Below are 24,779 nucleotides of genomic sequence, written 5' to 3'. Positions count from 1 at the left end.
TAGCGGCCGGGAACCCGCCCTCCCGGCAGATCGCAGGTGTATGTGCAGCAATGTGTGTGGGTGACAACAATGCCCACATATCTGGAGGTCGGGGAATTTCTACAATCGGAGCACGGTTCATCGGTTCAGCGCTGTCACCTCGCAAGTCAGTCCGACTCGATCGGCTTCAACCACAAACCTTCTGATTCCATCATGTCGAGCCCAATCGCCAAAGATCTCATCGAACGGATCAAGAACAGGGAGTCCATTATCGGCATCGTCGGCCTGGGCTATGTCGGGCTGCCCTTGATGTTGCGCTACTGCGCAATCGGGTTCCGTGTGTTGGGTATCGACATCGACGAGAGCAAGGTTGCCAGGCTCAACGCCGGCCTGAGCTATATCGAGCATATTCCCGCACGCAGCATCGCCCGTGCCCGCGAGACCGGGTTCGAGGCCACCACGGATTTCGAGCGTGCCGGAGAGTGCGATGCCATCATCCTGTGCGTGCCGACGCCGCTCAACAAGCATCGCGAACCCGACATGAGCTTTGTCATCAGCACCGCGGACGCCATCAAGAAGTACCTGCGCGCCGGGCAGGTGGTGTCGCTGGAAAGCACTACCTACCCCGGCACGACGGAGGAGGAACTGCTGCCTCGCATGCAGGAGGGGGGGCTGGAGGTGGGCGGCGACATCTTCCTGGTCTATTCGCCGGAGCGCGAAGACCCGGGCAATGGCAAATTCGAAACGCGCAGCATTCCCAAGATCGTCGGTGGCCAGACGCCAGTCTGCCGCGAGGTCGGTATGGCGCTGTACGAAGTGGCGATCGACCGCGTGGTGCCGGTCAGCTCGACCAAGGCCGCCGAGATGACCAAGCTGCTCGAGAACATCCATCGTGCCGTGAACATCGGCCTGGTCAACGAAATGAAGATTGTGGCCACGCGGATGGGCATCGATATCTTCGAAGTGGTCGACGCCGCTTCAACCAAGCCATTCGGTTTCACCCCTTACTATCCCGGGCCGGGCCTGGGCGGGCACTGCATCCCCATCGATCCCTTCTACCTTACCTGGAAGGCGCGCGAGTACGGCTTGCACACCCGCTTCATCGAATTGTCCGGCGAAGTCAACAAGGCCATGCCGGAGTACGTGGTCAGCCGGCTGGTGGAAGGACTGAACCAGCAGGGCAAGGCACTCAAAGGCTGCCGGGTGCTGGTGCTGGGCATTGCCTACAAGAAGAACGTCGATGACATGCGCGAATCGCCCTCTGTCGAGATCATGGAACAGATTCGCGCACGGGGCGCGACGGTCGCATACAGCGATCCACACGTCCCGGTGTTTCCGAGAATGCGCGAGCACCATTTCGAGCTGTCGAGCGTGCCGCTCGACGGCGAATCGCTCTGCGGCTTCGACGCCGTGGTGCTGGCCACGGATCACGACGCCTTCGACTATCTTCTGATCCGCCAGCATGCGAAGCTCCTCGTCGACAGCCGCGGAAAGTATCGCGCGTCGTACGCGAATGTTGTCAAGGCCTGAATACAAGGGAGCGCTAGCGTGAAACGATTCGCACTGATCGGAGCGGCCGGCTACATTGCGCCACGCCACATGACCGCAATCAAGGATTCGGGCAATGAGCTGGTGTCGGCGTACGACATCAACGATTCAGTCGGCATCCTCGACAGCATTTCGCCACAGAGCGAATTCTTCACCGAATTCGAGCGCTTCTATGACCATGCCTGGCGCCTGCGGCGCCAGCCGGGCGCAGCGCTGGACTACATCTCCGTCTGTTCGCCGAACTACCTGCACCAGTCGCATATCTCTGCCGGCCTGCGCCTCGGATGCGACGTGATCTGCGAGAAGCCGCTGGTCCCGACACCCGCATTGCTCGATGAGCTGGCGCTCGTCGAACGCGAGACCGGCAGGCGCGTGTTCAATATCCTGCAGTTGCGCCATCACCAGGCGATCCTCGCGCTCAAGGAGAAGGTTACGAGCGAGCGCAACGGGCACAAGCACGAGGTCGACCTGACCTACATCACCTCGCGCGGAAAGTGGTATCTGGAAAGCTGGAAAGGCGACACGCGCAAATCCTTCGGCGTGGCCACGAACATTGGCGTGCACTTCTATGACATGTTGCACTTCATCTTTGGCAGCCTGCAACGCAATGTGGTGCACTATGGCACGGACAACAAGGCTGCGGGCTACCTCGAATACGAGAATGCACGCGTGCGCTGGTTTCTATCGATCGATGCCAATGACCTGCCTGCCACAGTGAAGGGAAAAAAGGCGACCTATCGCTCGATCACCGTGGACGGTGCCGAGATCGAGTTTTCGGAAGGCTTCACCGACCTGCACACCACCAGCTACCGGGAGATACTCGCGGGCCGGGGCTACGGCCTGGACGACGCGCGTCACTGCGTAGAGACGGTCAGCACCATCCGTTCCGCACGCGCCACGGCGCCCTGCGACAACGAAGGCCATCCTTTCCTGCAGCAACTTCTTGCCTGAGGCTGTGATGACGGACCAGGTACATCCATCGGCCATCGTCGACGAGGGAGCCCAGATCGGCGAAGGATCGCGCGTCTGGCATTTTGTGCATGTCTGTGCCGGCGCGCGCATCGGCAGGCATTGCTCGCTCGGCCAGAACGTGTTCGTCGGCAACCGCGTCGTCATCGGGGACCACGTCAAGGTGCAGAACAACGTCTCCGTCTACGATAACGTCACGCTGGAGGACGGCGTTTTCTGCGGCCCCAGCATGGTGTTCACCAATGTCTACAACCCTCGCTCGCTGATCGAACGCAAGAACGAGTACCGCGACACGCTGGTGAAGCGGGGCGCGACCCTGGGCGCCAATTGCACCATCGTCTGCGGCGTCGTTATCGGCGAATATGCCTTCGTCGGCGCAGGCGCCGTTGTCAACAAGGACGTACCTGCCTATGCGCTGATGGTCGGCGTTCCTGCACGGCAGGTCGGCTGGATGAGCGAATTCGGCGAGCAGCTTGACCTGCCAGTGCGCGGCGAGGGCGAGGCCGTCTGCCGGAATAGCGGGCAGCGCTACATCCTGGACGGCGCAACACTGCGCAAGGCCGCAGCCTGAGGCAGTGAAAAATCCCCTCCGCATGCCGTCTGCACAGGAAATCCAGCCATGATCGAGTTCATCGACCTCAAAGCACAGCAAGCCCGCATCAAGCACAGGATTGACACCGGCATCCAGCGCGTGCTGGCGCACGGCCAATATATTCTCGGGCCGGAGGTCGAGGAGCTGGAGCAGCGGCTTGCGCACGATACCGGCGCCGGGTACTGCATCAGTTGCGCGAACGGCACGGACGCGCTGCAGATCGCCCTGATGGCGCTGGGCATCGGGCCCGGCGACGAGGTCGTCATGCCCGGCTTTACCTATATTGCCACCGCTGAGACCGTCGCCTTGCTGGGGGCAAAGCCGGTCTATGCGGACGTGGATCCGCGCACCTGCAACCTGGATCCGGCGGCGCTCGAAGCGGCGATCACCGAGCACACAAGGGCCATCATCCCGGTCAGCCTGTATGGACAGTGCGCCGATTTCGATGTCATCAATGCCATTGCCGCGCGCCACGGCTTGCCGGTCATCGAGGACGCTGCGCAGAGCTTCGGTGCCACCTACAAGGGCCGCAGCAGCTGCAATCTGTCCACGATCGCCTGTACCAGCTTCTTTCCCAGCAAGCCACTGGGCTGCTACGGGGACGGTGGAGCGATCTTCACCAACGACGAAGATCTGGCCAAGGCGATGCGCCAGATCGCCCGCCATGGCCAGGACCGGCGCTACCACCATGTCCGCGTTGGCGTGAACAGCCGCCTGGATACGTTGCAGGCGGCCATCCTGCTGGCAAAGCTGACGATCTTCGATGAGGAAGTCGAGCTACGCCAGCAAGTGGCGGCGCGGTACGGAGAACTGTTGCGCCACGGGGGGTTCGAGGCCACGCCGCATGTCGAACCCCACAACCTCAGCGTATGGGCACAGTACACCATCCGTGTCCCGGATCGCGATTCCTTGCAGGATGTGCTGAAGGCCGCCGGAATCCCCACTGTCGTGCACTATCCGTTACCGCTGAACCGGCAGCCCGCAGTAGCCGCCTGCCAGGCCCGCCTGCCGGTCGGCGACGCGCTGGCGCGAGAGGTGCTGAGCCTGCCGATGCATCCGTACCTCGACATGGCAAGCCAGCAGGCTATCTGTTCAGTGATTCTCCGGCATGCCGTGTGCCAGCCAGAGCGAGTCGTGCCTTGAGCAAGCAGGCGCTCGCCGTGGACCCTGGCACGGCGGAGAAGCCCCGTGTCGGCAGAAGCATTGGCGTGCTGGTCAGCGGGCAGGCCGCCGCGCAGATACTTACGCTGGCGGTTTCGCCCATCCTGACGCGCCTCTATTCTCCGCAGGATTTTGGCGCCGTGGCGGTCTTCGCGGGCCTGCTTGCGTTCTTCGGCGTTGTCGCCTGCCTGCGCTATGACTTGTCGATCGCCCTGCCCGCCCGCGATCGCGATGCCGAGAACCTGGTGGCCTTGTGCCTGCTGTGCGTGGCGGCAACCAGCGCGCTTTGCGCCCTCGGCGTGCTTTTCTTCGGCGAATCGCTGATCCTGACCCTGAACTGGTCAATCGACGCGACCGCTCTCTGGCTGCTCCCCTTCGGCGTGGCTTCGGCCGGCCTCTACACTGTGATTGAGCGATGGATGGTCCGGATGCAGTATTTTGGCCAGCTGGCGCAGACCAGGCTGCTGCGGTCCGTGATTGCAAACCTGGTGCAGCTGGGCGGCTATGGTTTCGGCGTCCTGGCCTTGATGGGCGGAACGGTGATCGGGCATGGCACCGGCGGACTGTTCTACGCGATCAGGGAAATCCGTCGCAGGCGGGGCGGCGACGTGAAGCTGGTCCGCATCGTGGCCCTTGCGCGCCGCTACAAGGACTTTCCGCTGTACTCCACCTGGACAGCCATATTCAATGTGGCGGGCGTGCACCTGGTGCCGCTGATCTTCTCGGCATTGTTCGGCGCTGCCGTAGTCGGCCACTTTGCCTTCGCGCTGCGCATGATATCGGCGCCGATCTCACTGATCGGCGCGGCGATCGGCAGTGTCTTTTTTTCCCAGGCCCCGGCCGCCATGCGGGCCGGTCGCCTGCCCGAGGCGGCCGAGGCGCTGCGCCGGAAGCTGGCCAATGCCGGCATCCCGGCACTGGTGCTGCTTGTTTGCGCCGGGCCGGACCTGTTCGCGGCCGTGTTCGGCGAACGGTGGCGCATGGCCGGCCACTATGCGCGCTGGATGGCACCCTGGATCTATTTCCAGTTCCAGTTCTCGCCGCTCTCCTGCCTCCCTGATGTGATGGAACTGCAAAAGATGGAACTGATCGCGCAGTTCAGCACCTTTGCGGTTCGTCTTGCCACGCTGGCAATGTGTTACGGATTCAGCGTTGCGGCGGACCCCAGCATTGCCGTTTTCTCCGCAGTGAGCGCCGTTGCCTATCTCGGGATGCTTACCCTGTTCATGTCGCGAGTGGGAGTGAGGCTCAGAACAATGGTGACGCACGATGCGGGGCGCATACTGATCTTCTGCGCCTGGGCACTGCCTTCGATACTGCTGTTCAGCGGCGAATCCGGCTGGCGGTCCCTGGTTTCCGCCGCTTACTTCCTGGCCCTGTCTGCGTTCTGGATGCGGCGTACGCTGCGCCCGACGCAGACTGACGATGAACGATGGTAGCCTCGATCCGCAAGCGGACCAGACATCTCTGTGCCGGATGCACGTCGTGGCGTTGTAGACGGAGTTTCAAGTGCAAGTTCCTAACGTCGCCCACCTTACCTCGGTTCATCCGCGCTACGATGACCGCATCTTCCTCAAGCATTGCCGTAGCCTGGCGGCCAACGGCTATCGGGTCTCGCTGGTGGTGGCCGACGGCGAAGGGGATGAAAGCCGGGACGGGGTTTTCATCACCGATGTCGGCGGCTCGGCGGGGCGCTTGAACCGCGTCTTCCGGACCACGACACGCGTGCTGCGCCGGGCGCTCATGCTGAATGCCGACATCTACCACCTGCACGACCCCGAGTTGATTCCCGTTGGCTTGAAGCTGAAGAAGATGGGCAAACGCGTCATCTATGATTCGCATGAGGACGTGCCCCGGCAGTTGCTCAGCAAACCCTACCTTGGGCCGAGGCGGTTGCGCGCGCTGGCGGGTGCTTTTGCCCTGTACGAGAGACGTGCCTGTCGCGAATTCGACGGCATCGTAGCGGCCACTCCCTTTATCAGGGACAAGTTCCTGCCGATCAATCCTCGCACCGTCGACATCAACAATTACCCGATTCTCGGCGAACTTGGCGGCCCGGTGCAGTGGGAAGCCAAGCGAGCAGAAATCTGCTATGTCGGCGGCATCAGCTCAACTCGCGGTATCCGCGAGACTGTCATGGCGCTCGAGCAGGTGCAATCCGCGGCGCGCCTGAATCTGGCTGGCCGGTTCGGCGACCAGGCACTGGAATCGGAGGTGAGGGCGGCCAGCGGCTGGTCCCGCGTCAACGAGCTCGGGTATCTGGACCGGGCCGGGGTGCGGGGCGTGCTGGCGCGGTCGGTGGCCGGCCTGGTGACGCTGCACCCGCTCATCAATTTTCTCGATGCACTGCCGGTGAAGATGTTCGAGTACATGGCGGCCGGGATCCCCCCCATTGCCTCCAACTTCCCGCTCTGGCGCGAAATCGTCGAGGAAAGCGAAAGCGGCCTGTGCGTGGACCCGCTGGATCCGAAGGCAATCGCCAATGCCGTCGACTATCTGGTGACGCACCCTGACGAGGCGCGCCGCATGGGCGAGAACGGACGCCGCACCGTGACCAGGAAATACAACTGGGCGAACGAACAGGACAAGCTGTTTCATTTCTACGAGCGGATCCTGGCGTGAGTGCGTGACCGGTTCACCGCTTCATCGGCTCGGCCGAGGCATGGCATTGGCTTCGGGCTTGCGCAATGTCCGGTGTGGGCTGGCTCACGCACTGCGCTACCAAAGTCGCGGCAGATTTGATTAGATGGATGGAGCGCGAGCGGATATCCGTGGCTGAGCCTTGCATCCGGAAAGGCCAGATCCACCGCTTGCCCGGGGGCAGACTTTCACTGGCTGATGGACTGCAAGGGGACGGCAATCCGGAACCCGCAATGAACGACCAACAGGGGAGGCGGCAGGGCGATCATGAAGCGCAGCAACCTCTCGCTCTTTGGCAGCTTAGTTTTCCTCACGCTCTTTCCGGGCTTTTTCTACTATCACACCGCGGTGGCCAGCGCCTCTTTTCCGCCGGTGCTGGGTGGCTTCTTCGGCCCCATGTCGGTAGTCCTCGGCATCCCGCTGGTGATATTCGGTTTCGGTGCACTGGTACGCGGGCGCGAGCCGATACTGTTTATCGATCGGGCTTTCGTTCTGTATGCGCTCTTTGTCCTGGCATGGTCAAGCCTGCACTACCTGCTTGGTACAGGCGTGCAAGAGTCCCTCGACTTCTATATGTATAACCTCAGCACGATATTCATGTGGCTGGTGGTCTACATGTCGGTAAGAAACCTCGATCTGAACGAGAAGTGGGTGCGTTGGATACTATCTTTTTCAGTGCCCGTATTTCTGGCCATCGCCGCGTGGAGCTCGAATGGCCAGTTCTACGATACAGAGAAGATTGCCGGTGATGCCGTGCGGGTTTCCGGCTATCAGGGATTGGCCCGTTCTGCCGCCATTGTCGCCCTGGCAGCGCTCGCGTTGCATCGCGGATTGCGTGCCGCGCTGGTGGTAGTGATTGCCGTACCGCTGTTGTTCCTGCTCGGGGCGAGGAGCGAGTTCATGGCATTCCTCGTCGTAGCCGCGGTTCTCTTCGGGCTTCGGGATGGCGCTTCGCGGACCACGCTGGTCTGGGTTCCGCTTGGCATTGCCGGCCTCGCCTATCTGGCTGTCAGCTTCCAGGTCTTCGAGGGCAGCTCGCGCATCCTCCAGCTCCTGGAGATCAGGGAATCGACTTCCTATCAGGCAAGAAACGAATTGCAGCAGTACGCGGTCAGGACAATCGCAGAGCATCCGCTGCTCGGCAGCTACGCTTCCCAGTTGTACCTCGGCGATATCGGGAGCTACGCGCACAACGCGCTCTCCGCGTGGGTCAGCTTCGGGCTGGTGGGCTTCCTGGGCTTCGTCCTCCTGCTTGGCTATGCATTGGTGCAATCAGCCAGGCTGGCCAGGAAGGGCTACGCCGCGCATCCGGAGGTTGCGCTCGCGCTGGCATTCAGCGTCTATACGGTGACCTTGGCGGCCACCGCCAAATCCGTCAACGACCCGATTTTCGCCCTGGCATGGGGCGCGATGGCCTGCGCACTGCGCAAGCGCGAGCGGGCGGGCAGCCGGCCCGCGCTTGCGCAGTGCGCAGGTCGGCAAGCTGCGCGATCCTGACAGGTATCCGCCAGTCCGCTCATCAGGCATGGCCTGTACCGCGACGACTGACATTCATCGATGATTGAGGCATATGGACATCAATCAGGACAAGTACAGAGAGCTCTGCGAGAGCGAACGTTCAATCCGGCTGTCCAGCCAGGCCTGGTGGCTTGACGCGACGGTTGGGGCCGACCGCTGGAGCGTGGCCCTGGTGGAGCGAGCAGGAAAGGTGATCGCAGCCATGCCCTACGTCAAGAAGACGAGGTACGGCTTTGTCATCCTTACCCAGCCTCCCGCCGGACACGGATTGGGACCATGGCTCGCGTGCAAGGATGCAAAGCCGACAAAACTGCTGAGCCAACAGAAGGAGTTGATGACGAACCTGATCGAACAACTACCGAGGTTCGACCATTTCGCGCAGGCCTGGGACTACAACAATACCAACTGGCTGCCCTTCTTCTGGAAAGGCTATCGGCAGACCACGAGATATACCTACATTCTTCCGGACCTCAGTGACGAGGCGTCGCTTTGGAGCGCCATGCAACCCACGGTGAAACAGGACATCCGGAAAGCGAACGACCGCTTCAATCTTCGCGTGCGCCACACCGACAACATTGATGAGTTCCTGCCTCTGAACCGCAATGTTGGCATTGACCCGAAATGGCGACGAGGCTATTCCGATGACGTCGCGAGGCGAATCGACGCTGCGTGCAAGGAGCGTGGCAAACGCAGGATCTTCATCGTCGAGGATGAGCAGGGACGGCCTCACTACAGCGCCTATCTCGTGTGGGACGAGCAGAGCGCGTACGGCCTGATGGGAGGCGCAAACCGGGACATGCCACCCAATACCGGAGCCGGCAGCTACTGCATTTGGGAAACCATCAGGTTCGCCTCGACGGTAACCAAGGCCTATGACTTCTCTGGCTCCATGCTGGAATCGGTGGAACGCTTCTTCCGAGGCTTCGGTGCTGTTCAGAGACCGTATTTCCTCATTACGAAGACACCATCCAGGGCGCTCTCGCTGTATCAGCTCATGCGTTCCCGATAGCGGTGCCGCCGGGAAAGCAAGGCGCCCGCGCTTTTACAAGGAGATGCTGGCATGAGCAAGCACAACGCATGCGCCCGTCGACCTCTTGCGCGCGCGCTGCTGCGCGCCGGTAGCCTGGCTGTACTGCTGGTCTGTACCGTGCCAGCGGCGCAGGCGCAGCCTGGCGGCGTGATGCCTGCCGCGCTGGAATGCGGTGGCCCTGTCGAAGGCCTGGTCTGGCGCCGCTGGGACGAAGGCGGGTTCGTCTTCGTGCAACAGCAACTGATCGCGGAACGGCTGGTGAAGCAAGGCGACACCTATGCGCTATACCACATAGAGATCTTCTTTCACAACTTGCTGGCCATGGCACAACGTTGCCAGCGCAGCGCCCGGCAGGCCCAGTTGGCCGGCCTGGTTGCCAAGACTTATGCACAGCTCGAACCCGCGCCCGGCGACCAGCCAGGGCGGGCCTGGATATGCCGCGGTGGTCCCGAGTGCAGCCACAGCATCCGGCTGCGCAACACCGAGGTGTTGCTCAACAGCACCCAGTTCCTGGCCTTCGCGAGCAGCCTTGCCAACGGCATGAGCCGCGAGGTTCGGACGGCGGCTCCCAACGACTTCGTCGAGCAGACGGCACGCATCGCGCGCGAGCACCTGGAACGCTGGAGAACGCCTGCGGCGCAGGACGCGTTGCGCAAACGGATCGCCGCGAGGCCGGAGGATGTCAAGAATACCTCGTCGGAACTGTTCCTGACCGACAAGGATCTTTGGCAGATTGCCATCTACGCGGATCTGGCCGGCATGCTGGCCGCGCGACCTCGGCTTGCCCAGGCGGCGGGCCTGGATGACGGCAGTATTGCCACCATGAAAGCGCACCTGGACTTGTTGCTGCGCCTGGTTGCGGCTCGCACTACTGTACAGGCGCTTCCCGACCCGGAGGGCAAGACTGGCAAGAGCATCAGGGTGGCCGATCTTGATGCGGGATTCTGGCGGCTTTATGACACAAACCGGTATGCCGCCTACACCGGGCGGGACAAGCCTGTTGTATGCAAGCGCGATCCGGCCAGACCAGAACTGGTCACGGCGCAGACGCTTATCCCAGCCGAGCGCTTCGCGCCGGTCGCCAACATCGGCTGGGACATCAGCCACGCACGCCGGCTGGTGCATTTTTTTGATGCCATCGAGCGCAATCGTGCGGCCTTGGTCCAGGTCTACGGCATTGACCCGGCGAGTTTGCCCTCGCAAGACACCATGGCTGCCTTTGCCCGCCAGTTCAGTCTTCACGTCTGGAATCAGGATCGGGCCCGCCCGCTGTTCGCCAACTATTTCAGCGGCGCCAACGGCTGGTATCGGGTGAATTACGACAACGGCACAGGCAGTTGCGCGGAGGGCTATCCACCGTATGGCCTGGCTGAGTCATTCCCCACCGGTGGCTATGCAACCTGGCCAGCGATGCACGCGCTGGGTGTGCGCTTGTACGACATTACCCAGTCGTCGCGCAAGGAAGACCGGGACTTCGTTGCAGCCCATTACCCCGGCTTCGCGAGGCGGCCCGGCGACAGCGAGCGCATGCTTGCCGAGATGATGTTCTGGCCTACGCTGGTGCGCCGCGGCGGCGCGCGCTGAAGGGACGAGCCAGCCGCCGCGCTCGTTTCCATCACGCGCGGCCGGGCGGTGGGGCGACCGTGGCTCGCTGACGCGACAGCCTGTCAGTAGGCGACGACAGCCTGGTACAGCTCGCGCTCCTCGGCGTTGCTGAGCGACGAGTTATGCCACAGCATGGTAAAACAGCCATTCACCGCCTTGCAGGTATCCTTCAGTTCCCGGAACTTTCTCCATGCTGCATCGCCGGTTCCAAGCTTCATATAACCCATGACGGTGCCTTCCATGGCGATCAACGGGCGGATGCGCAAGCTCAGGGCCTTGCCTGCGACCGGATCGAAGGCCGGATATTCGAAGCAGGTGCCGCAGCGGAATCCGGCGTGGTCGGCATAGCTGAGCGTGCTGTCGTAGGTCATGCCCGCCTGCTCCCAACCGAGCATCGTGGTCGGGTGCTCCCAGCGCAGATAGTGCATGCGTCCGCCCCAAACCTCCTGCTCGATCTTCTCTTGCTCGCATAGCCGCCGCAGCCGGTTTGCCTCCGCCTGCACCGCGCCGGGCGCCTGATAGGTATTGAAGCTCGGATGCAGGCCGATTTCATGGCCACGGGCATGGATACGCTGCATCAATCCGCGTATCGCAGGATGCTCCGGCTCGTAGTCGGCATCCATGCCGGGGTCGGTGCGCCCGCAGATGAAGTAGAAGGCGCTGACCAGTCCATGGCGCTCGGAAACATCCATGATCCAGTCAAAGGTATTGACCCGATCGCTGGGATGCAGCGCGGTGCGCGTCTTCATCCTGATGACCGGGGCCTGCAGCACGCTCCGTACGTCCCGGCGAATCAGAATGTCGCCGGCCATGCGGCGGACCATTCGCGCCGCGGAGCCAAAGCCATAACGACTGGGCACATCCACGTCATGCGACACCTTCATGCCGGGCCGAAGCTGCCGTAGCTGCAGTTCTGGCCACTGCCGCCTGATCACCTGCCCAAGGATATGCAACCACTCATCCACCACCGGTCGCTCCAGATAGCCATGCCTGTGGGCATGCGAGTGGCTGGCCGGGAAGCGTCTGTAGTTGTCCAGGTCGGTGCGGCCAACCTCCTCCTGGCGCGACAGCATCCAGTAGCAAAGACCGAGAATGTCATAGTGGATTCGATAGCCAGCCGGCGTCGCCTCGATCAGCGGCGACGGAGCGCGCGCAAGGCCTGGCGCCGGCAAAGGTCCGCGCAGGGCCGGCTGCCAGCCCTCGGCAAGCGCATCCCAGGTTGTAAAGGCGAGCGCCGAGTCCGCGCGCTTGAAGGTGACGGGGTCAGCGGCAATCTCGATCGATCCCTCGCCGGATCCGGCAAGGCTCAAGCGGACAAAGCCCGCGTCGGTGCCTTGCAACTGAAAACCATGGCCAAACCGCTCCGCGAGAATCCGCTGCAGCCAGGAGAGGGTTTCCTCAGTCATGTGCCTCATAGGGAATTCCAGAGTGAGAATGCCAGCGTTCTGATTGAACGATGGCTGTGCACGGCTTGAGCAGGGCATGGACAGTACATGGCAAACCGAATGGCCGAGCCACAGCCGATTGCGCTGACAGAGAAGATTATCGGGACTCGCTACCGTGCCGGCAATGAAGCTGGGTGTGACGCCGAACGCAAGGTGCGTGCGCTTTCCTGCCGCACCCGCGAGGCTGCCGCGGTGCCGTGCCGGGCAGTGTGGTCTGGGCCACGCTATGCGCTTTCACGAAGCGCCGGACTCTGATTAGATGTATTCGGGCGGATGGAAAAGTACGCTGCCACAACGGCAAGGTATTTGATCATCCGGCCCTGACCATGGCCCTGTGCGTCCGCATGCGGTCGCGGCAGGATCCGCTATTGTCAGGCCCGCGTCTGCTCTGTTGGCCGACCCGGCGGGCCGGGTCGGCCAGCCGGGAGAAGCCCGCCAATGACATGCGCGCCAGCATCCCACGATCCGGTCCCTCCATGAAGCACGTCTGGATTCTCAATCACTATGCCCTGGAACCCGGCAGTGACCACGGCGGCACGAGACACTTCCACCTGGCAGAGCACCTGAGCTCGTCCGGCTGGCAGGCAACCGTTATCGCGGCCAACACGGTCGGCGCAAGGGAACGGCAGCTGGAGGGGGGCAGGTTGTCGCGCCTTGACAGTATTCGCGATGTGTCTTTCCTCTGGGTACGTACGCCCACATACGAAGGCAATGGCGCCGGCCGCATCCTCAACATGCTGGCCTACAGTTGGCGCGCCTTGCGGCGGCGGACCACGCGTGGCCTGCCGCGTCCCGACGTGGTGATCGGCTCCAGCGTGCACCCCTTCGCCGCGGCGGCGGGCGCCCTGCTGGCGCACCGCTTCAAGGTCCCGTTCGTGTTCGAGGTGCGTGACTTGTGGCCGCAGACGCTCGTGGACATGGGTCGCCTGCGCGAAGGAGATTTCCTGACCTGGGCGCTGCGCAAGCTCGAGCTTTGGCTGTATCGGCGTGCCACTCGCATCGTCGTGCTGCTGCCGCACGCGTGGGAGTACATCGCGCCGCTGGGCATTCCGAAAGAGCGCATAACCTGGATACCCAACGGCGTGGACCTGTCGCTGTTCCCACCGCCCACGCCTGCACGCACCGTCGCGCCGTCCGAGCGTTTTACGCTGATGTATTTCGGCGCCCACGGACAAGCCAACGGCCTGGACAATGTGCTGCAGGCAATGAAGCTTGTGCAGCAGCGGCCAGAGGGGCGGCACATCATCCTGCGCATGGTCGGAGATGGCGGCCTCAAGCCTGCGCTGATGGCGCAGGCACAGCAACTCGGCTTGCGCAATGTCATCTTTGAGCCCCCCGTACCGAAGACCCGAGTTCCGGCTGTGGCAATGGAGGCCGATGCCTTTGTCATCGCCGTGCGCGACCTGCCGCAGTTGTACCGGTACGGCATCAGCATGAACAAGCTGTTTGACTACCTGGCCGCGGGCCGGCCCATCGTCATTGCCTCCAATGCCTCCAATAATCCGGTGGCCGACTCGACGGCGGGACTGACGGTGGCCGCGGAGCAGCCGGAGGCGCTTGCCGACGCCATCATCAGCATCGCAGCAGCGCCGCTCGAGGCTCGCCTGCGTATGGGGCGCGCCGGCCGCGAGTATGTCGAGCGCAACCACAGCTTCCAGCTGCTGGCGCAGCGCCTGGCTGGGGTGCTGGACGAAGCATGCAGAGCTCAGGCCAACCCGGTGTCTTGACCTGGTTGATATCGAGGCTCCGCATTGCACACGGGTCGGAAGACCGGTGCCCGGCCTTTGCGCCCTCGCGGCAGGATACGAGATGCAGCGAACGGCTGGGTCCGCTGGGGCAAAGCCTGGCGCTCGCGGTAGTACAGCCTTCTCGTCCGAACATTCAACGTGCGACAACGCACCGAAGCATGGAGCCGCCCCTCCTACGATGCAAAGCATCAGGGCATGGCATATGCGACGCGTTGTCCGCTGCCATCAGTAAGGAGACCGCCGTGAGACCAGTCAATTGGCGCAAGCATTCCCGGATCATCCTGGCTACCTCTCGCCACAACATCGCTTCCAGTCTGTCGATACTTGTCGCCACCGGCCTGCTAGCAGCGTGCTCTGCATCGCCGGGCATGTACTTCGGCACCAATGCGGTGGTGAGCGCAATCGGTCCCGATGTCGTACCCAAGGTGACACCGATCACCCTCGATCTGGTGAAAGCCCAACGCAGCAAGGCTCGTACAGACAATGAGCGGGTCGAAGAACTGTTCGCCACGCCGCGGCCTTATCAGATCGGCCCTGGCGACATCATCTCGGTCGTGGTATGGGACCATCCGGAACTGGTGTTTCCCACGCAGACCTACAGCATCGGCGCCGCCTTCGAAATCCCGCAGTCCAGCGGCGGCTCCAACGTGCCGGGTTATGTGGTCAGCGCACAGGGCGATATTCAGTTCCCCTACGCCGGCGTCATGAAGGTGGGTGGGAAGACGGCAAACCAGGTTCGCGACCAGATGGCGCGGGTTCTGTCGCGAGTGGTCAGGGACCCCCAGATGACGGTGCGGGTGCTCGGCTTCCGTAGCCAGCGTGTCTACGTTGACGGAGAAGTCAAGACGCCTGGCATGCAGGCCATCGATGACGCGCCCATGACGCTGGTGGAAGCGCTCAATCGCGCCGGCGGTGTGCTGAATCTGACCGGTGACAACAGCCGCATCCGCGTTACCCGCGGCGAGCGCAGCTGGTATGTCAACATTCCCGCCCTGCTTGCCAGGGGTATTGATCCGTCCCGCATTCTGCTGCGCTCGGGCGACATCGTCCGCGTGGAACAGCGCGAGGACAACAAGATCTTCGTGACCGGCGAAGTGGTGCGCCCCGCCTCCCTGCTCATGCGCAATGGACGGATGACACTGAACGAGGCACTTGGCGATGCCGGCGGTGTCAATCCGAGTTCGGCCAATGCGGAGCAGATCTACGTTATCCGCAAGGCGGCCGATGGCGAGCCCAACATCTACCATCTGAACAGCAACTCTCCGGCGGCGCTGGCTATCGCCGAGGGCTTCGAGCTGGAACCGAAAGATGTGGTCTATGTGGACGCACGTGAGGTCGTCCGCTGGAGCCGCGTGATCAACCAGCTGTTGCCGAGCACCCAGCCTGTGTTCAGTACTGCCACGGCAATCAAATAGCGGGATGCGAAACATGACTCGCTCGATCCTGGTGATTTGCATCGGCAACGTCTGTCGCAGCCCCATGGCGGCCTGCCTGCTGAGCCAACTTCTGCCCGCATGCGAGGTAGCTTCGGCCGGACTCGCTCCGCCGGTCGGCGCACCCGCGGATCCAAGCGCTGTCAGGCTGCTTGCGCGCGAGGGTCTCGATATTGCCAGTCACCGCGCCCGCGCCGTGAATGACGCACTTGTGGCAGCTGCAGACCTGATCCTCGTGATGGACAGCGAGCAACGCGACGAGCTTGAACGGGTTTTCCCGCTGGCACGCGGGAAAACCCACCGGATTTGCGAATCTACGTCCACGGATGTGCCGGATCCGTATGGATGCTCGCCAAGCATGTTTTATATCGTTCTGGAACTGATCAAGCAGGGCATTGCTTCGTGGTCTGCACGGCTGGTAGAGGTTGCACCAACTGAGGGTCAAGGAGAAGTATCATGAGAACGGTCAGTACCCGGGATCAAACCCCCGCTGGCGTGGACGAGCAGCAGTCGGCAGTGGACTTCACCGCCTATCTCGATTTGCTGGCCCGCTATCGAAAGACCTTCCTGTCCGTCGTCGGAGTGGTCATCGTGGTCGGCCTCGTCTATGCCTTCCTGGCCAAGCCAGTCTACCGCACGAACCTGACGGTGCAAGTGGAGGAATCGGGTGGTAACCACGTCAGCAAGCTCATAGCCTCTATCTCACCGGGTCCCGATGTCAAGCCCGCCGCTTCTGCGGAGATTGAACTCCTGCGCTCGCGGATGGTGGTCGGAAAGGCTGTCGACAACCTGCGTCTGTATATCGAAGCCGCACCGCGCTATTTCCCGCTGATCGGCCCGGCAATCGCCAGCTTCAATCCTGAACTGTCGCACCCTGGGCTGTTTGGATGGGGTGGCTTTGCGTGGGGCCATGAATCGATTACCGTGTCCCAGCTCGACGTTCCTGCGTCCATGGAGGAACGCAAGATCCGGCTGACCGCGCTGGGTAACAACGAGTACAGGGTGCGGTTTGCCAGCGACGATGCCGAGGCTACCGGCAAAGTGGGATCGCCATTGACGATCACCACTGCCAACGGCGCGGTCACCATGCTGGTAAGCCAGTTGGACGGGCGCCCCGGTACCCAGTTCGTGCTGCGTCGGCTGGCGCGCACTGCGGGCATCGCGCGCTTGCAGGAGAAGCTGACGATCAGCGAGCGCGGCAAGGATAGCGGCGTGATCGGCGTGTCTCTGGAAGGTGTCTCGCCTGACATGACGGCGGCTATCCTCAACGAAATCGGCAATGCCTATGTTGACCAGAACATCCGCCGCAAAGCCGCCGAAGCCGAAAAGTCACTCGCATTTCTCGAGCAACAGCTGCCGCTGCTCAGGCAGCAGGTCGACACGGCCGAGACCCGATATAACGCGATGCGCAATCAACGCGGCACGATCGACCTCGGCGAGGAGTCCAAGCTGATCCTGGGTCAGTCGGTGCAGATCCAGACCAAGCTGCAAGAGTTGCAGCAAAAGCGCCAGGAACTGGCTGCACGCTTTACTTCAACGCATCCGGCCATCGCACTCGTCGACAGCCAGATCTCCGGCCTGACCGCCCAACTGAACGGGGTGTCCGGGCGGATCCAGAAGCTGCCGGACGTGGAACAGAACGTGGTGCGGCTGATGCGCGACGTCAAGGTCAGCACCGAGCTGCTGCAGTCCCTGCTGAACGAGGTCCAGCAGCTGAAGCTGATCAAGGCGAGCAAGGTAGGAACGGCGCGGATTGTCGACCCGGCGGAGGTGCCGCTCAGGCCGGTCCGGCCGGACCGGGCGCTGATTGCCGGGCTATCGCTCGCCCTGGGCCTGGTTGCTGGCCTGCTGGTGGTCTTCGTGCGCCATACGCTCGAAGGCGGCGTGGCCGACCCGGACGAGATCGAGCGGCAGACAGGGATGACTGTCTACTCGACCATCCCCTTCAGCAAACAACAGTCACAGTTGTCACCGGGCGCCGGCCTTCTGGCACTCCAGCAGCCGGACGACCCTACCGTGGAGAGTCTGCGCAGCTTCCGTACCGCATTGCGTTTCGCCATGGCCGGGAGCAACAGCCCGACGGTGGTGATCACCGGGCCTGCCCCAGGCGTAGGCAAATCCTTTGTCTGTGCTAACTTTGCCGCAATTGCCGCCACCGGAAGCCGCGTGGTGCTCATCGATGCCGACCTGCGCCGCGGTAGCCTGCAGAGTTCCTTTGATGTCAAGCGCGGCCCTGGCTTGACCGAACTGCTGATGGGCGCGCCGCTGGAGCAGGTATTGCAGCGGCAAGTGGCGCCCGGCCTGGACTTCATACCGACCGGCTCGCAACCACCACACGCGATCGATCTGCTGCTGAGCCCCGCCATGGACTCCCTGCTTGAGCAGCTCAAAGCGCGCTATGACCTGGTGCTGATCGATACGCCGCCAGTGCTTGTGGCTGCCGACGCGGGCATCCTGGCAGGCAAGGCTGGCGCCGTGTTTCTGGTGGCGCGCGCCGAGAAGACCACGACCGGCGAACTGGTTGCGGCGCAACGCGCGATCCGGCAGGCCGGCGCCGATGTCAAGGGCGTGCTGTTCAACGGGCTTCTGATCGAGGGCCGCTGGTACCGGGCCCACAGCTACTTTGGCAAGTATCGCTATCTCGCCGATTACGGCAATGGACAGACCAAGCGGGCTTAGCCGGGACCACGGCGGCGGCTGGTGTAGTTTCCGTCCAGCCGTCGGCCGCTGAACTCGAACTCCGCTTCGCCTGAGGGCAAACAAGTCATGCCACTCGTTCATGCGGATACCGTCTCGTCCGTGGTCATCGCCGGCGCAGGCGGACTTGGGCTGGAACTCTATGACTACCTGCAGGCAGAAGCGCGGTGCGGCGGACCTGCGGTAGCGGGCTTCATCGATGACACGCCAGACAAGGTTCCGGAGGGCATAGACCTGCCACATCTGGGGTCGATTCGCCAGTTCCGCCCAACGCCGCGCCAGGCAGTGCTGGTAGCGATTGGTGCCACCCTGGCACGGCAAGACGTGCTGTCATGGCTCTTGCATATCGGGATCGAGGTTCCGATCTATGTCCATGGTACGGCCCTCGTCTCGCCCTCCTCCCACCTGGGCGTCGGCGCATTGATTTTTCCGTTCACGGTCATCAGCCGGGGCGCGGTGGTGGAGGACGGAGCGGTGGCCAATGTCTACAGCGGAATTGGGCATGGTGCCCGGGTGGGTGCGTGCTCCGTGCTTTCCCCTCACGCGGTCCTCAACGGCAACGCCGCCATCGGACCGCGGTGCTTCCTGGGGACACGTGCGACGCTCTTCCCGGGCGTGAGCATCGGCGCGGAATGCGTTGTCGATTCTCACACCTGCGTTTCGACCAGCGCCAAGGACCGGCAGTTCATCACCAGCGGCAGTTTCCAGATGACCTCACGCCTGATTCGCGATCAGTGATGAACAGCTCGGGGCTCCAGCTCAGAAAGTTTCAGAACATACGCGGTACGACGGCACCCGGCATTTCACGACAGTCACCACGATCTGGCCGGAAACCGGATCGGTATCGATGTACCTTGAATAGCGCTCGGTGACGCCGAACCAATCCATTCCATGTGACCACAATCGGCCTTTGACGGGACGTGTCGCTGCCAGCGCAAAGACCAACAGGAACCCGCAAAGCGCCACCCTCGCAAGCATCGGCGTCCGACCGGGGAGCACAGGCTGGCGAGCGGGCCGACGAGCGGGCCGACGAGCGGGCCGACAAAAAGGATGCAAATTGATCCACGCCACGGCAAGTCCGACAGTCATGCCGATCAGGGTTTCAGCAAGCGTGTGATAGTGTCCGACGATCAGGGCAACTGCGACCAGTACCGCCACGAGTACACCGGCAGACAGGCCGATCCTGGCCGTTCGCCTGCCCCATGCCGATCCCAGTATCGCGCCCAGCATCGGGTAGACCGATGCAGTGAGCATGGCGTGCCCGCTTACGCTGTACACGTTCACCGATGGCATTGACCATCCATTGAATTCGAACGCCAGCTTCCCTGCAAGAATGACGGCTGCGCCGCCAACCAGCGACACAAGCCAGTAAGACGCGCGCTTCCACAATCCCAGGTAGGCCAGACGGAGCGCAACAAGGCCCGCCAGGGGGATCGCCAGTGACGCGCCGCCACTATGGACAATCAGCATCCAGGATAGCTGCATCAGGAGCCTCAACTTGTCGAATGGTCGCTTACCCGTGCGTCCCGGCGTATTTCTCCAGCGGCTTCCAGTTCATCATGCGATATCGCCATCCGAGGCGCTCCGTTTGCTTCCCATGAAGCGAGGGGCAGAGAACTCTCCCGCGGCGCTGATCCCCTCGCGCGCTACTACCTTGATGACGGTCTTCCACAAGATCACGATGTCCAGCCACACCGAAACATGATCGACGTACCAGACGTCCAGCCGGAATTTCTCTTCCCAGCTGATCGTGTTGCGTCCACTGATCTGTGCGAGTCCGGTAATGCCGGGACGGACCATGTGGCGGCGCATCTGCTCTGGAGAGTAGCGCGGCAGGTACTCCATCAATAGCGGCCGCGGCCCAACCAGACTCATATCACCCTTGAGTACATTCCAGAGCTCCGGCAGCTCATCGAGGCTGGTGGAGCGAAGAAACGCCCCAAGTTTGGTCAGCCGTTCCGGATCAGGCAGCAGTTCGCCGTCCGGTCCGCGAGCATCCGTCATGGTACGAAACTTGAGAATGTGGAATGGTTCGCCATGAAGTCCCGGCCGGACCTGCCGGAAAAAAACCGGTTTGCCCAGACGTACGCGCACTACGCAAATCAGGAGCAGAAGCGGAATGGCAAGCAGCAGCATGCCCAGCAAGGCCAGGACAACATCAAAGATGCGCTTCATCACAATGGCTCCGAGAAACCGCCCCTGTTTGGGCATGGCGCAGAGGGAGCGCCGCTGACAGGCAGAATCCCCTGCTGGAATGGCCGGTCTGCGGCCAGGAAAGGGTGAGCATTGAAAAATTCCTGATCATTGCCGCGGAATGACAGGCGACCACCGCCCATCGCCGCGATGGCACGCAGCGACCGCACTGCAGACAGCTCTTGCTTCATGCTCTTGGTTCGGGTGCCTTGCCCATGGCCCACGATCCATCCACGGGCACTCAGTTCGGAGGATTACCTGCAGTGACTATGCCCCGCGGTGCCCCTTCGCACCGTTGGCTACCTCACACTTCAGCTGCCGGCTCTGCCACGGCGCCAGGGAGCACTCCCGCAACCATTTTTCCTCAGCTTGCTCTACCAGTTCTTCGAGTCTGTTTGAGAGCGCACCGAATGGCGGATGTCGTCTCGCCAGAATCGGAAGTCCATACGCAAGCCAGCACAATGAAAGGTGAAGAGGACCGACATGAAAGCCTCGACGACAAGCGGCGAAGGTGGGGGCGGGCTGGGAACCACCCTGTCGGCGACCGCGCATCCCCACGCTCTGCATGGTTCCGAAGCCATCTGGCAGGAAACCAATTGCTATATCGACCTGTGGGTGGAATTGCTGCATGGCTGGGGGCTCGAACCGCGCGCAGGACTCGCGTTCACCGTTGCACAAGACTTTGAAGGCGATCACTTCACCTTCTTCAAGTACCCTCAGATGGATCTGGAAACGCTGTATGGGATCAGCGTGCAGGAAATGGCCGTTTATGACACGCTGCAGGCACACGTCACGGCGCAGGTCGAACGCGGTCACACCGCACTGGTCGAAGTCGACAGCTTTTACCTGCCCGACACGCATGCCACCGCCTACCGGCGCGAGCACGTCAAGACCACGATTGCAATCAACCGTATCGACAACCAGGCCGAGCGCGTCTGGTACTACCACAGCCTGGGCTACCACAGCGCGCAGGGCGAGGACTATCGCGGCCTGATGCGGCTCTTGCCCGAGCTCGCAGGCAACGCAAATATCCTGTTCCCCTATGCTGAATATGCAAAACGGGTGCGGCCTCCGCTCGAGTCGTCCGCGTTGGTCGATGCTTCGGTGGCACTGATGCGATACCACCTCGCCAGACGCCCTGCAGGCAATCCGGTAGGTCGCTGGCGACAGGTGTTTGGCAAGCACATGGACGCCTTGCTGGCGCGGGAAGAAGCCTATTTTCACCTGTACACCTTCAACTTCCCGCGCCAGCTGGGCGCCAACTTCGAGATGCTGCATCACTGGTTGTACTGGCTAAGCGAGCATGGGCACGAAACGCCCCTGGCCGTCGCGGACGACGCACACACCATCGCAACCGAGAGCAAGGTATTGCAGTTCCGACTGGCGCGGGCGGTGGCACGCCGGCGCGCCGACCTCTGCGCCGACTGCCTGGATAGCCTGGAGTCCTGCCATGACAAGGCCATGGCGGGACTGCTATCGGCTTTCGGTTGAGCCAGCACGCGGGCCGCCCCAGGAACGGCGCTTACAACCGCTTGCGGGCGGCACCGGGCCACCGGAGTACCCCGCGGTGCGCGTCCGAGCCGACACCAGGACGTGATCGGCAGACGACGCTAACCATCATAGCCAAGCGGATGGTCTGCATTCACAGCGTAGATTTCGCCTGAGGGAACGGGAACAGCATGCGCCGCGCCCTTGCCCTGGTGCACGAGCCGAACTCGCCGGCTGCTTGCCGGCGCAAGGTGGAACCAGTTCTCCGAAGCCTGGTAGGCAACGTCTTCGATGTGCACCCAGCGCGCGAAGCGCTCTGCTGACACCGTCAGCCACCACTCGTCGCCAACCTGCTCAAGCTGCGCCCGCAACCCAGGCTCCTTGAGCGCGGCGGCACGGCGGTCGGGCAGGTACACGGCCTGGCTCAGTGGCTCGCCGCTGTCGCCGGCAAGCAACGTCGCCAGTACCACGTCATGCGTCGGCGGGCCGAAGCGATAGGCATATGTGAAGTCAAAGAAGCGATCCAGCAGTGCGGACGCCTCGATACGCTCCGATCCGCGCGCCGGCAGCCACAGGCTGTGCCGGGCTTCAGCCACCACCATCGCGCCGTCACGCAGGCAGCGCAGGACCAGCAGCAGCGAGCGTGGTTGCGGCATTTCGTTCAGCACGTGCAGGTGCAGTCCGTTGAGCCCCTCATCGGTAATCAGCACCTGCACTGGTTGCCAGACCTGGCGTAGCGCATGCCATGCCGACTTGGGGCGCCCGCAGGCATCGACAATACCCCAGCCTGCGCCAGGCGTCAGGTCTTGCAGCTGCCAGATCAGGCCGCCGGAACAACCCGAACCCACTCGTCGCCATTCGCTGAAGACTTCGGTCATCACCTCCGCCGTCACCGCCCGCGACAGCATCAGGTAGCGTTGGGGCTGCTCATACCGCAAGCGCGGCGGATCCACCTCGTACAAGGCGCGCAAATAGTGATCGCGGACATCTTCGAAATCCCACGGTGCCCCCGCGTCGCGCGGCACCGTGGCTTTCCAGCGCGGGGAATGCAGCGGCAGCGACAGTCCGTGCTCTGTCAGCGTCCGATCACCGGGAACATTGGCAAAGGCCAGGCATTCGGAGGCGAAGCGGACCTGCGCCAGCCGCGCATCCGTCAACGGGCGTTCGTAGGCCCCCACACCGTAATAGTGGCAGACACCGCTGTCCGGCTGGAACGGCCAGGCACCTCCGGTTGGCGAATTGCTGACATAGACCACGTCCGGGCGATACGCGGCAACCAGGCCCGGGATCAACTCCTCGAACAGCGGTTGCTTCCATTCGCCACGCGAGGTACCCAGCATTGCCGCCTGCTGCTCCGCCTCGCTACCGCCGCAAAGCACTGCAATGCTTGGATGCGCCCGGGTCGAAGTCAGCCACCCGGTGACTTCGCGCTTGAAGTCATCGGTAAGGCCAACGCCGGGTCCGATGCTGCCATAGTCGAAGTTGGCGAACATGAAATCCTGCCAGACCAGCAGGCCCAGTTCGTCGCAAACCCGATAAAAGGCTTCACCCGGATAGCACGTGACACCGCTGATGCGCACCATGTTCATGCCGCCGTCGCGCGCAAGCGTCAGCCAATACCGGGATGCTTCATCAGTGTCTGCGAGGCCAGGCAAATCGATGCTGGAAATGCAGGCCCCGCGGCAAAACAGCCGCTCGCCATTGATGCACAGCGCAAACGGCTCCGACAACCTGGAAGACCCGGACGAGTCCGATGCGCTCGCACCGTCGAGCGATACCGTGCGAAAACCGACCCGACCGCATTCGATGGCGCGCCCGTCGACGGTTGCATCGACACGGTAGAGGTGTGGCTCGCCGTGCGTATGAGGCCACCATACCTTCGGACGTTCGACCCGTAGCGTGCCCGCAAGGGTGTGCCTGTCAATGCGCGACAGCGTGCCGGGATAGCTGCAACCCTCACCGTCTGTTGCCTCGAACGACCCCGAGGCCGGCGCTGCCCCCGGGGAATGCAGGCGCAGCGAGACGACGCCGTGTCCTTCCGGCATTTCCGCCGACACGTCAGCACGCACGCCGTGGAGAATGTCGTCGCTTGCCGGATCGAGCAACTCTACGGAACGCCAGGGCCCCACCGCATGCACCGGCGGGCACCAGCCCGGCATATGGCCAAGCAGGGTCGTGCGGACCGTACGCAGGGTCGGGGGCGCGATCATTCTGGGCTTCCAGCGCACGGCGCCACGCCGCTTGCGCAACCATGGATGCAGCGCCCGAAAACAGAGATACAGCAGGTTGTCTCCGTCCAGGTCGACCTCGACCTCGTGCGCGGCGAACATATGCTGAACACTCAGCACGAGTTTTCCGTTGAGCCAGGCTTCGGCCACTGTGGCGAGTCCGTTAAAGCGCAGCACCTGCCTGCCCCGGCCGGCAAAGCTCACTCGATACCAATGGTCATGCAGGTGCAGTGGCGGCGGCGCGGAATCGTCCCAGCGCCCGGCGGCGCGCAGCGCGCTGGCCACCGTGCCAGGAACCGGGGCTGGCAGCCAGCCCGCCGTGCCATCCAGGCCCGCCGGACTGTCGGCTGCACCGGCGTCCGTCTGTATCCACGTCCACTCGCCACCGAGCGCGGCATTGCCAATGGGGATGCCCGATCGGACGTCAGGAAATGACTCCAGATCGGGCATCGAAGCGTTTGTGTCCGGGTAGCCTTGGGACTTCATGGACTGCCTTCATCTCGTA

19 protein-coding genes are annotated in these 24,779 nt (G+C 62.8%); 15 read left to right on the top strand and 4 right to left on the bottom strand.

The window, feature by feature from the left end; translation table 11 throughout:
* The first annotated feature begins 192 nt into the window (after window positions 1-192).
* The 9 genes from wbpA (at window position 193) to J8I34_RS10130 (ending at window position 11,021) form a co-directional block, all read left to right on the top strand.
* Window positions 193-1,509, top strand: coding sequence for a nucleotide sugar dehydrogenase (gene wbpA, locus J8I34_RS10170; protein WP_209773101.1), 1,317 nt, complete (start codon window positions 193-195; stop codon window positions 1,507-1,509).
* A gap of 18 nt (window positions 1,510-1,527) precedes the next feature.
* Window positions 1,528-2,478: a Gfo/Idh/MocA family protein gene (locus J8I34_RS10165; RefSeq protein ID WP_029045110.1), complete on the top strand. Its 951-nt coding sequence runs from the start codon at window positions 1,528-1,530 to the stop codon at window positions 2,476-2,478.
* A gap of 7 nt (window positions 2,479-2,485) precedes the next feature.
* Window positions 2,486-3,067, top strand: a complete 582-nt coding sequence (gene wbpD, locus J8I34_RS10160; protein ID WP_029045111.1) for a UDP-2-acetamido-3-amino-2,3-dideoxy-D-glucuronate N-acetyltransferase — start codon at window positions 2,486-2,488, stop codon at window positions 3,065-3,067.
* Window positions 3,068-3,115: 48 nt separating this feature from the next.
* Complete coding sequence (locus J8I34_RS10155; RefSeq protein WP_209805956.1) at window positions 3,116-4,231, top strand: DegT/DnrJ/EryC1/StrS family aminotransferase; 1,116 nt, start codon at window positions 3,116-3,118, stop codon at window positions 4,229-4,231.
* The gene (locus J8I34_RS10150) at window positions 4,228-5,688 is read left to right on the top strand and encodes a lipopolysaccharide biosynthesis protein (RefSeq protein WP_209805955.1); all 1,461 of its coding nucleotides are present in this window, start codon (window positions 4,228-4,230) and stop codon (window positions 5,686-5,688) included. Before J8I34_RS10155 ends, J8I34_RS10150 begins: the two co-directional genes overlap by 4 nt.
* A 70-nt stretch (window positions 5,689-5,758) precedes the next feature.
* Window positions 5,759-6,871 (top strand): glycosyltransferase family 4 protein, encoded by a 1,113-nt coding sequence (locus J8I34_RS10145; protein WP_209772761.1) that lies wholly within the window; start codon window positions 5,759-5,761, stop codon window positions 6,869-6,871.
* A gap of 285 nt (window positions 6,872-7,156) precedes the next feature.
* Window positions 7,157-8,386: an O-antigen ligase family protein gene (locus J8I34_RS10140; protein ID WP_209772764.1), complete on the top strand. Its 1,230-nt coding sequence runs from the start codon at window positions 7,157-7,159 to the stop codon at window positions 8,384-8,386.
* Window positions 8,387-8,459: 73 nt separating this feature from the next.
* Window positions 8,460-9,416, top strand: coding sequence for a GNAT family N-acetyltransferase (locus J8I34_RS10135; RefSeq protein WP_029045115.1), 957 nt, complete (start codon window positions 8,460-8,462; stop codon window positions 9,414-9,416).
* Window positions 9,417-9,467: 51 nt separating this feature from the next.
* Window positions 9,468-11,021, top strand: coding sequence for a hypothetical protein (locus tag J8I34_RS10130; RefSeq protein ID WP_209805954.1), 1,554 nt, complete (start codon window positions 9,468-9,470; stop codon window positions 11,019-11,021).
* Window positions 11,022-11,104: 83 nt separating this feature from the next.
* Here J8I34_RS10130 and J8I34_RS10125 read toward each other — a convergent pair whose 3' ends face one another.
* On the bottom strand, window positions 11,105-12,448 hold the full coding sequence (locus J8I34_RS10125) for a polysaccharide deacetylase family protein (protein ID WP_209772768.1): 1,344 nt from the start codon (window positions 12,446-12,448) through the stop codon (window positions 11,105-11,107).
* Between the two features lie 515 nt (window positions 12,449-12,963).
* On the opposite strand from J8I34_RS10125, the gene J8I34_RS10120 reads away from it, so the two are divergent.
* From J8I34_RS10120 to J8I34_RS10100, 5 genes are all read left to right on the top strand, one after another.
* On the top strand, window positions 12,964-14,214 hold the full coding sequence (locus J8I34_RS10120) for a glycosyltransferase family 4 protein (protein WP_209772770.1): 1,251 nt from the start codon (window positions 12,964-12,966) through the stop codon (window positions 14,212-14,214).
* Between the two features lie 302 nt (window positions 14,215-14,516).
* Entirely contained in the window at window positions 14,517-15,650 is a 1,134-nt protein-coding gene (locus J8I34_RS10115; RefSeq protein ID WP_500784424.1) for a polysaccharide biosynthesis/export family protein, read from the top strand.
* A 13-nt stretch (window positions 15,651-15,663) separates the two neighbouring features.
* Window positions 15,664-16,128 (top strand): low molecular weight protein-tyrosine-phosphatase, encoded by a 465-nt coding sequence (locus tag J8I34_RS10110; RefSeq protein WP_035876751.1) that lies wholly within the window; start codon window positions 15,664-15,666, stop codon window positions 16,126-16,128.
* The gene (locus J8I34_RS10105) at window positions 16,125-18,347 is read left to right on the top strand and encodes a polysaccharide biosynthesis tyrosine autokinase (protein ID WP_209772772.1); all 2,223 of its coding nucleotides are present in this window, start codon (window positions 16,125-16,127) and stop codon (window positions 18,345-18,347) included. Before J8I34_RS10110 ends, J8I34_RS10105 begins: the two co-directional genes overlap by 4 nt.
* A gap of 87 nt (window positions 18,348-18,434) precedes the next feature.
* The gene (locus J8I34_RS10100; protein WP_029045122.1) at window positions 18,435-19,103 is read left to right on the top strand and encodes an acetyltransferase; all 669 of its coding nucleotides are present in this window, start codon (window positions 18,435-18,437) and stop codon (window positions 19,101-19,103) included.
* Between the two features lie 21 nt (window positions 19,104-19,124).
* Here the strand turns inward: J8I34_RS10100 and J8I34_RS10095 are convergent, their stop codons facing one another.
* Together J8I34_RS10095 and J8I34_RS10090 are read right to left on the bottom strand one after the other, a co-directional pair.
* Window positions 19,125-19,850 (bottom strand): hypothetical protein, encoded by a 726-nt coding sequence (locus J8I34_RS10095; protein ID WP_209805953.1) that lies wholly within the window; start codon window positions 19,848-19,850, stop codon window positions 19,125-19,127.
* A gap of 72 nt (window positions 19,851-19,922) precedes the next feature.
* Window positions 19,923-20,540 (bottom strand): sugar transferase, encoded by a 618-nt coding sequence (locus J8I34_RS10090; RefSeq protein ID WP_209772785.1) that lies wholly within the window; start codon window positions 20,538-20,540, stop codon window positions 19,923-19,925.
* A 501-nt stretch (window positions 20,541-21,041) separates the two neighbouring features.
* On the opposite strand from J8I34_RS10090, the gene J8I34_RS10085 reads away from it, so the two are divergent.
* Window positions 21,042-22,049, top strand: coding sequence for a DUF1839 family protein (locus J8I34_RS10085; RefSeq protein WP_209805952.1), 1,008 nt, complete (start codon window positions 21,042-21,044; stop codon window positions 22,047-22,049).
* A 119-nt stretch (window positions 22,050-22,168) separates the two neighbouring features.
* Here the strand turns inward: J8I34_RS10085 and J8I34_RS10080 are convergent, their stop codons facing one another.
* Entirely contained in the window at window positions 22,169-24,760 is a 2,592-nt protein-coding gene (locus tag J8I34_RS10080) for a beta-mannosidase (RefSeq protein ID WP_209805951.1), read from the bottom strand.
* Window positions 24,761-24,779 lie beyond the last annotated feature (19 nt).

The sequence above is a fragment of the Cupriavidus phytohabitans genome (assembly GCF_017815025.1).
Lineage (GTDB): Bacteria > Pseudomonadota > Gammaproteobacteria > Burkholderiales > Burkholderiaceae > Cupriavidus.
Note: the sequence above shows the minus strand (reverse complement) of the source record. Positions and strands in the feature narration are given on the sequence as shown.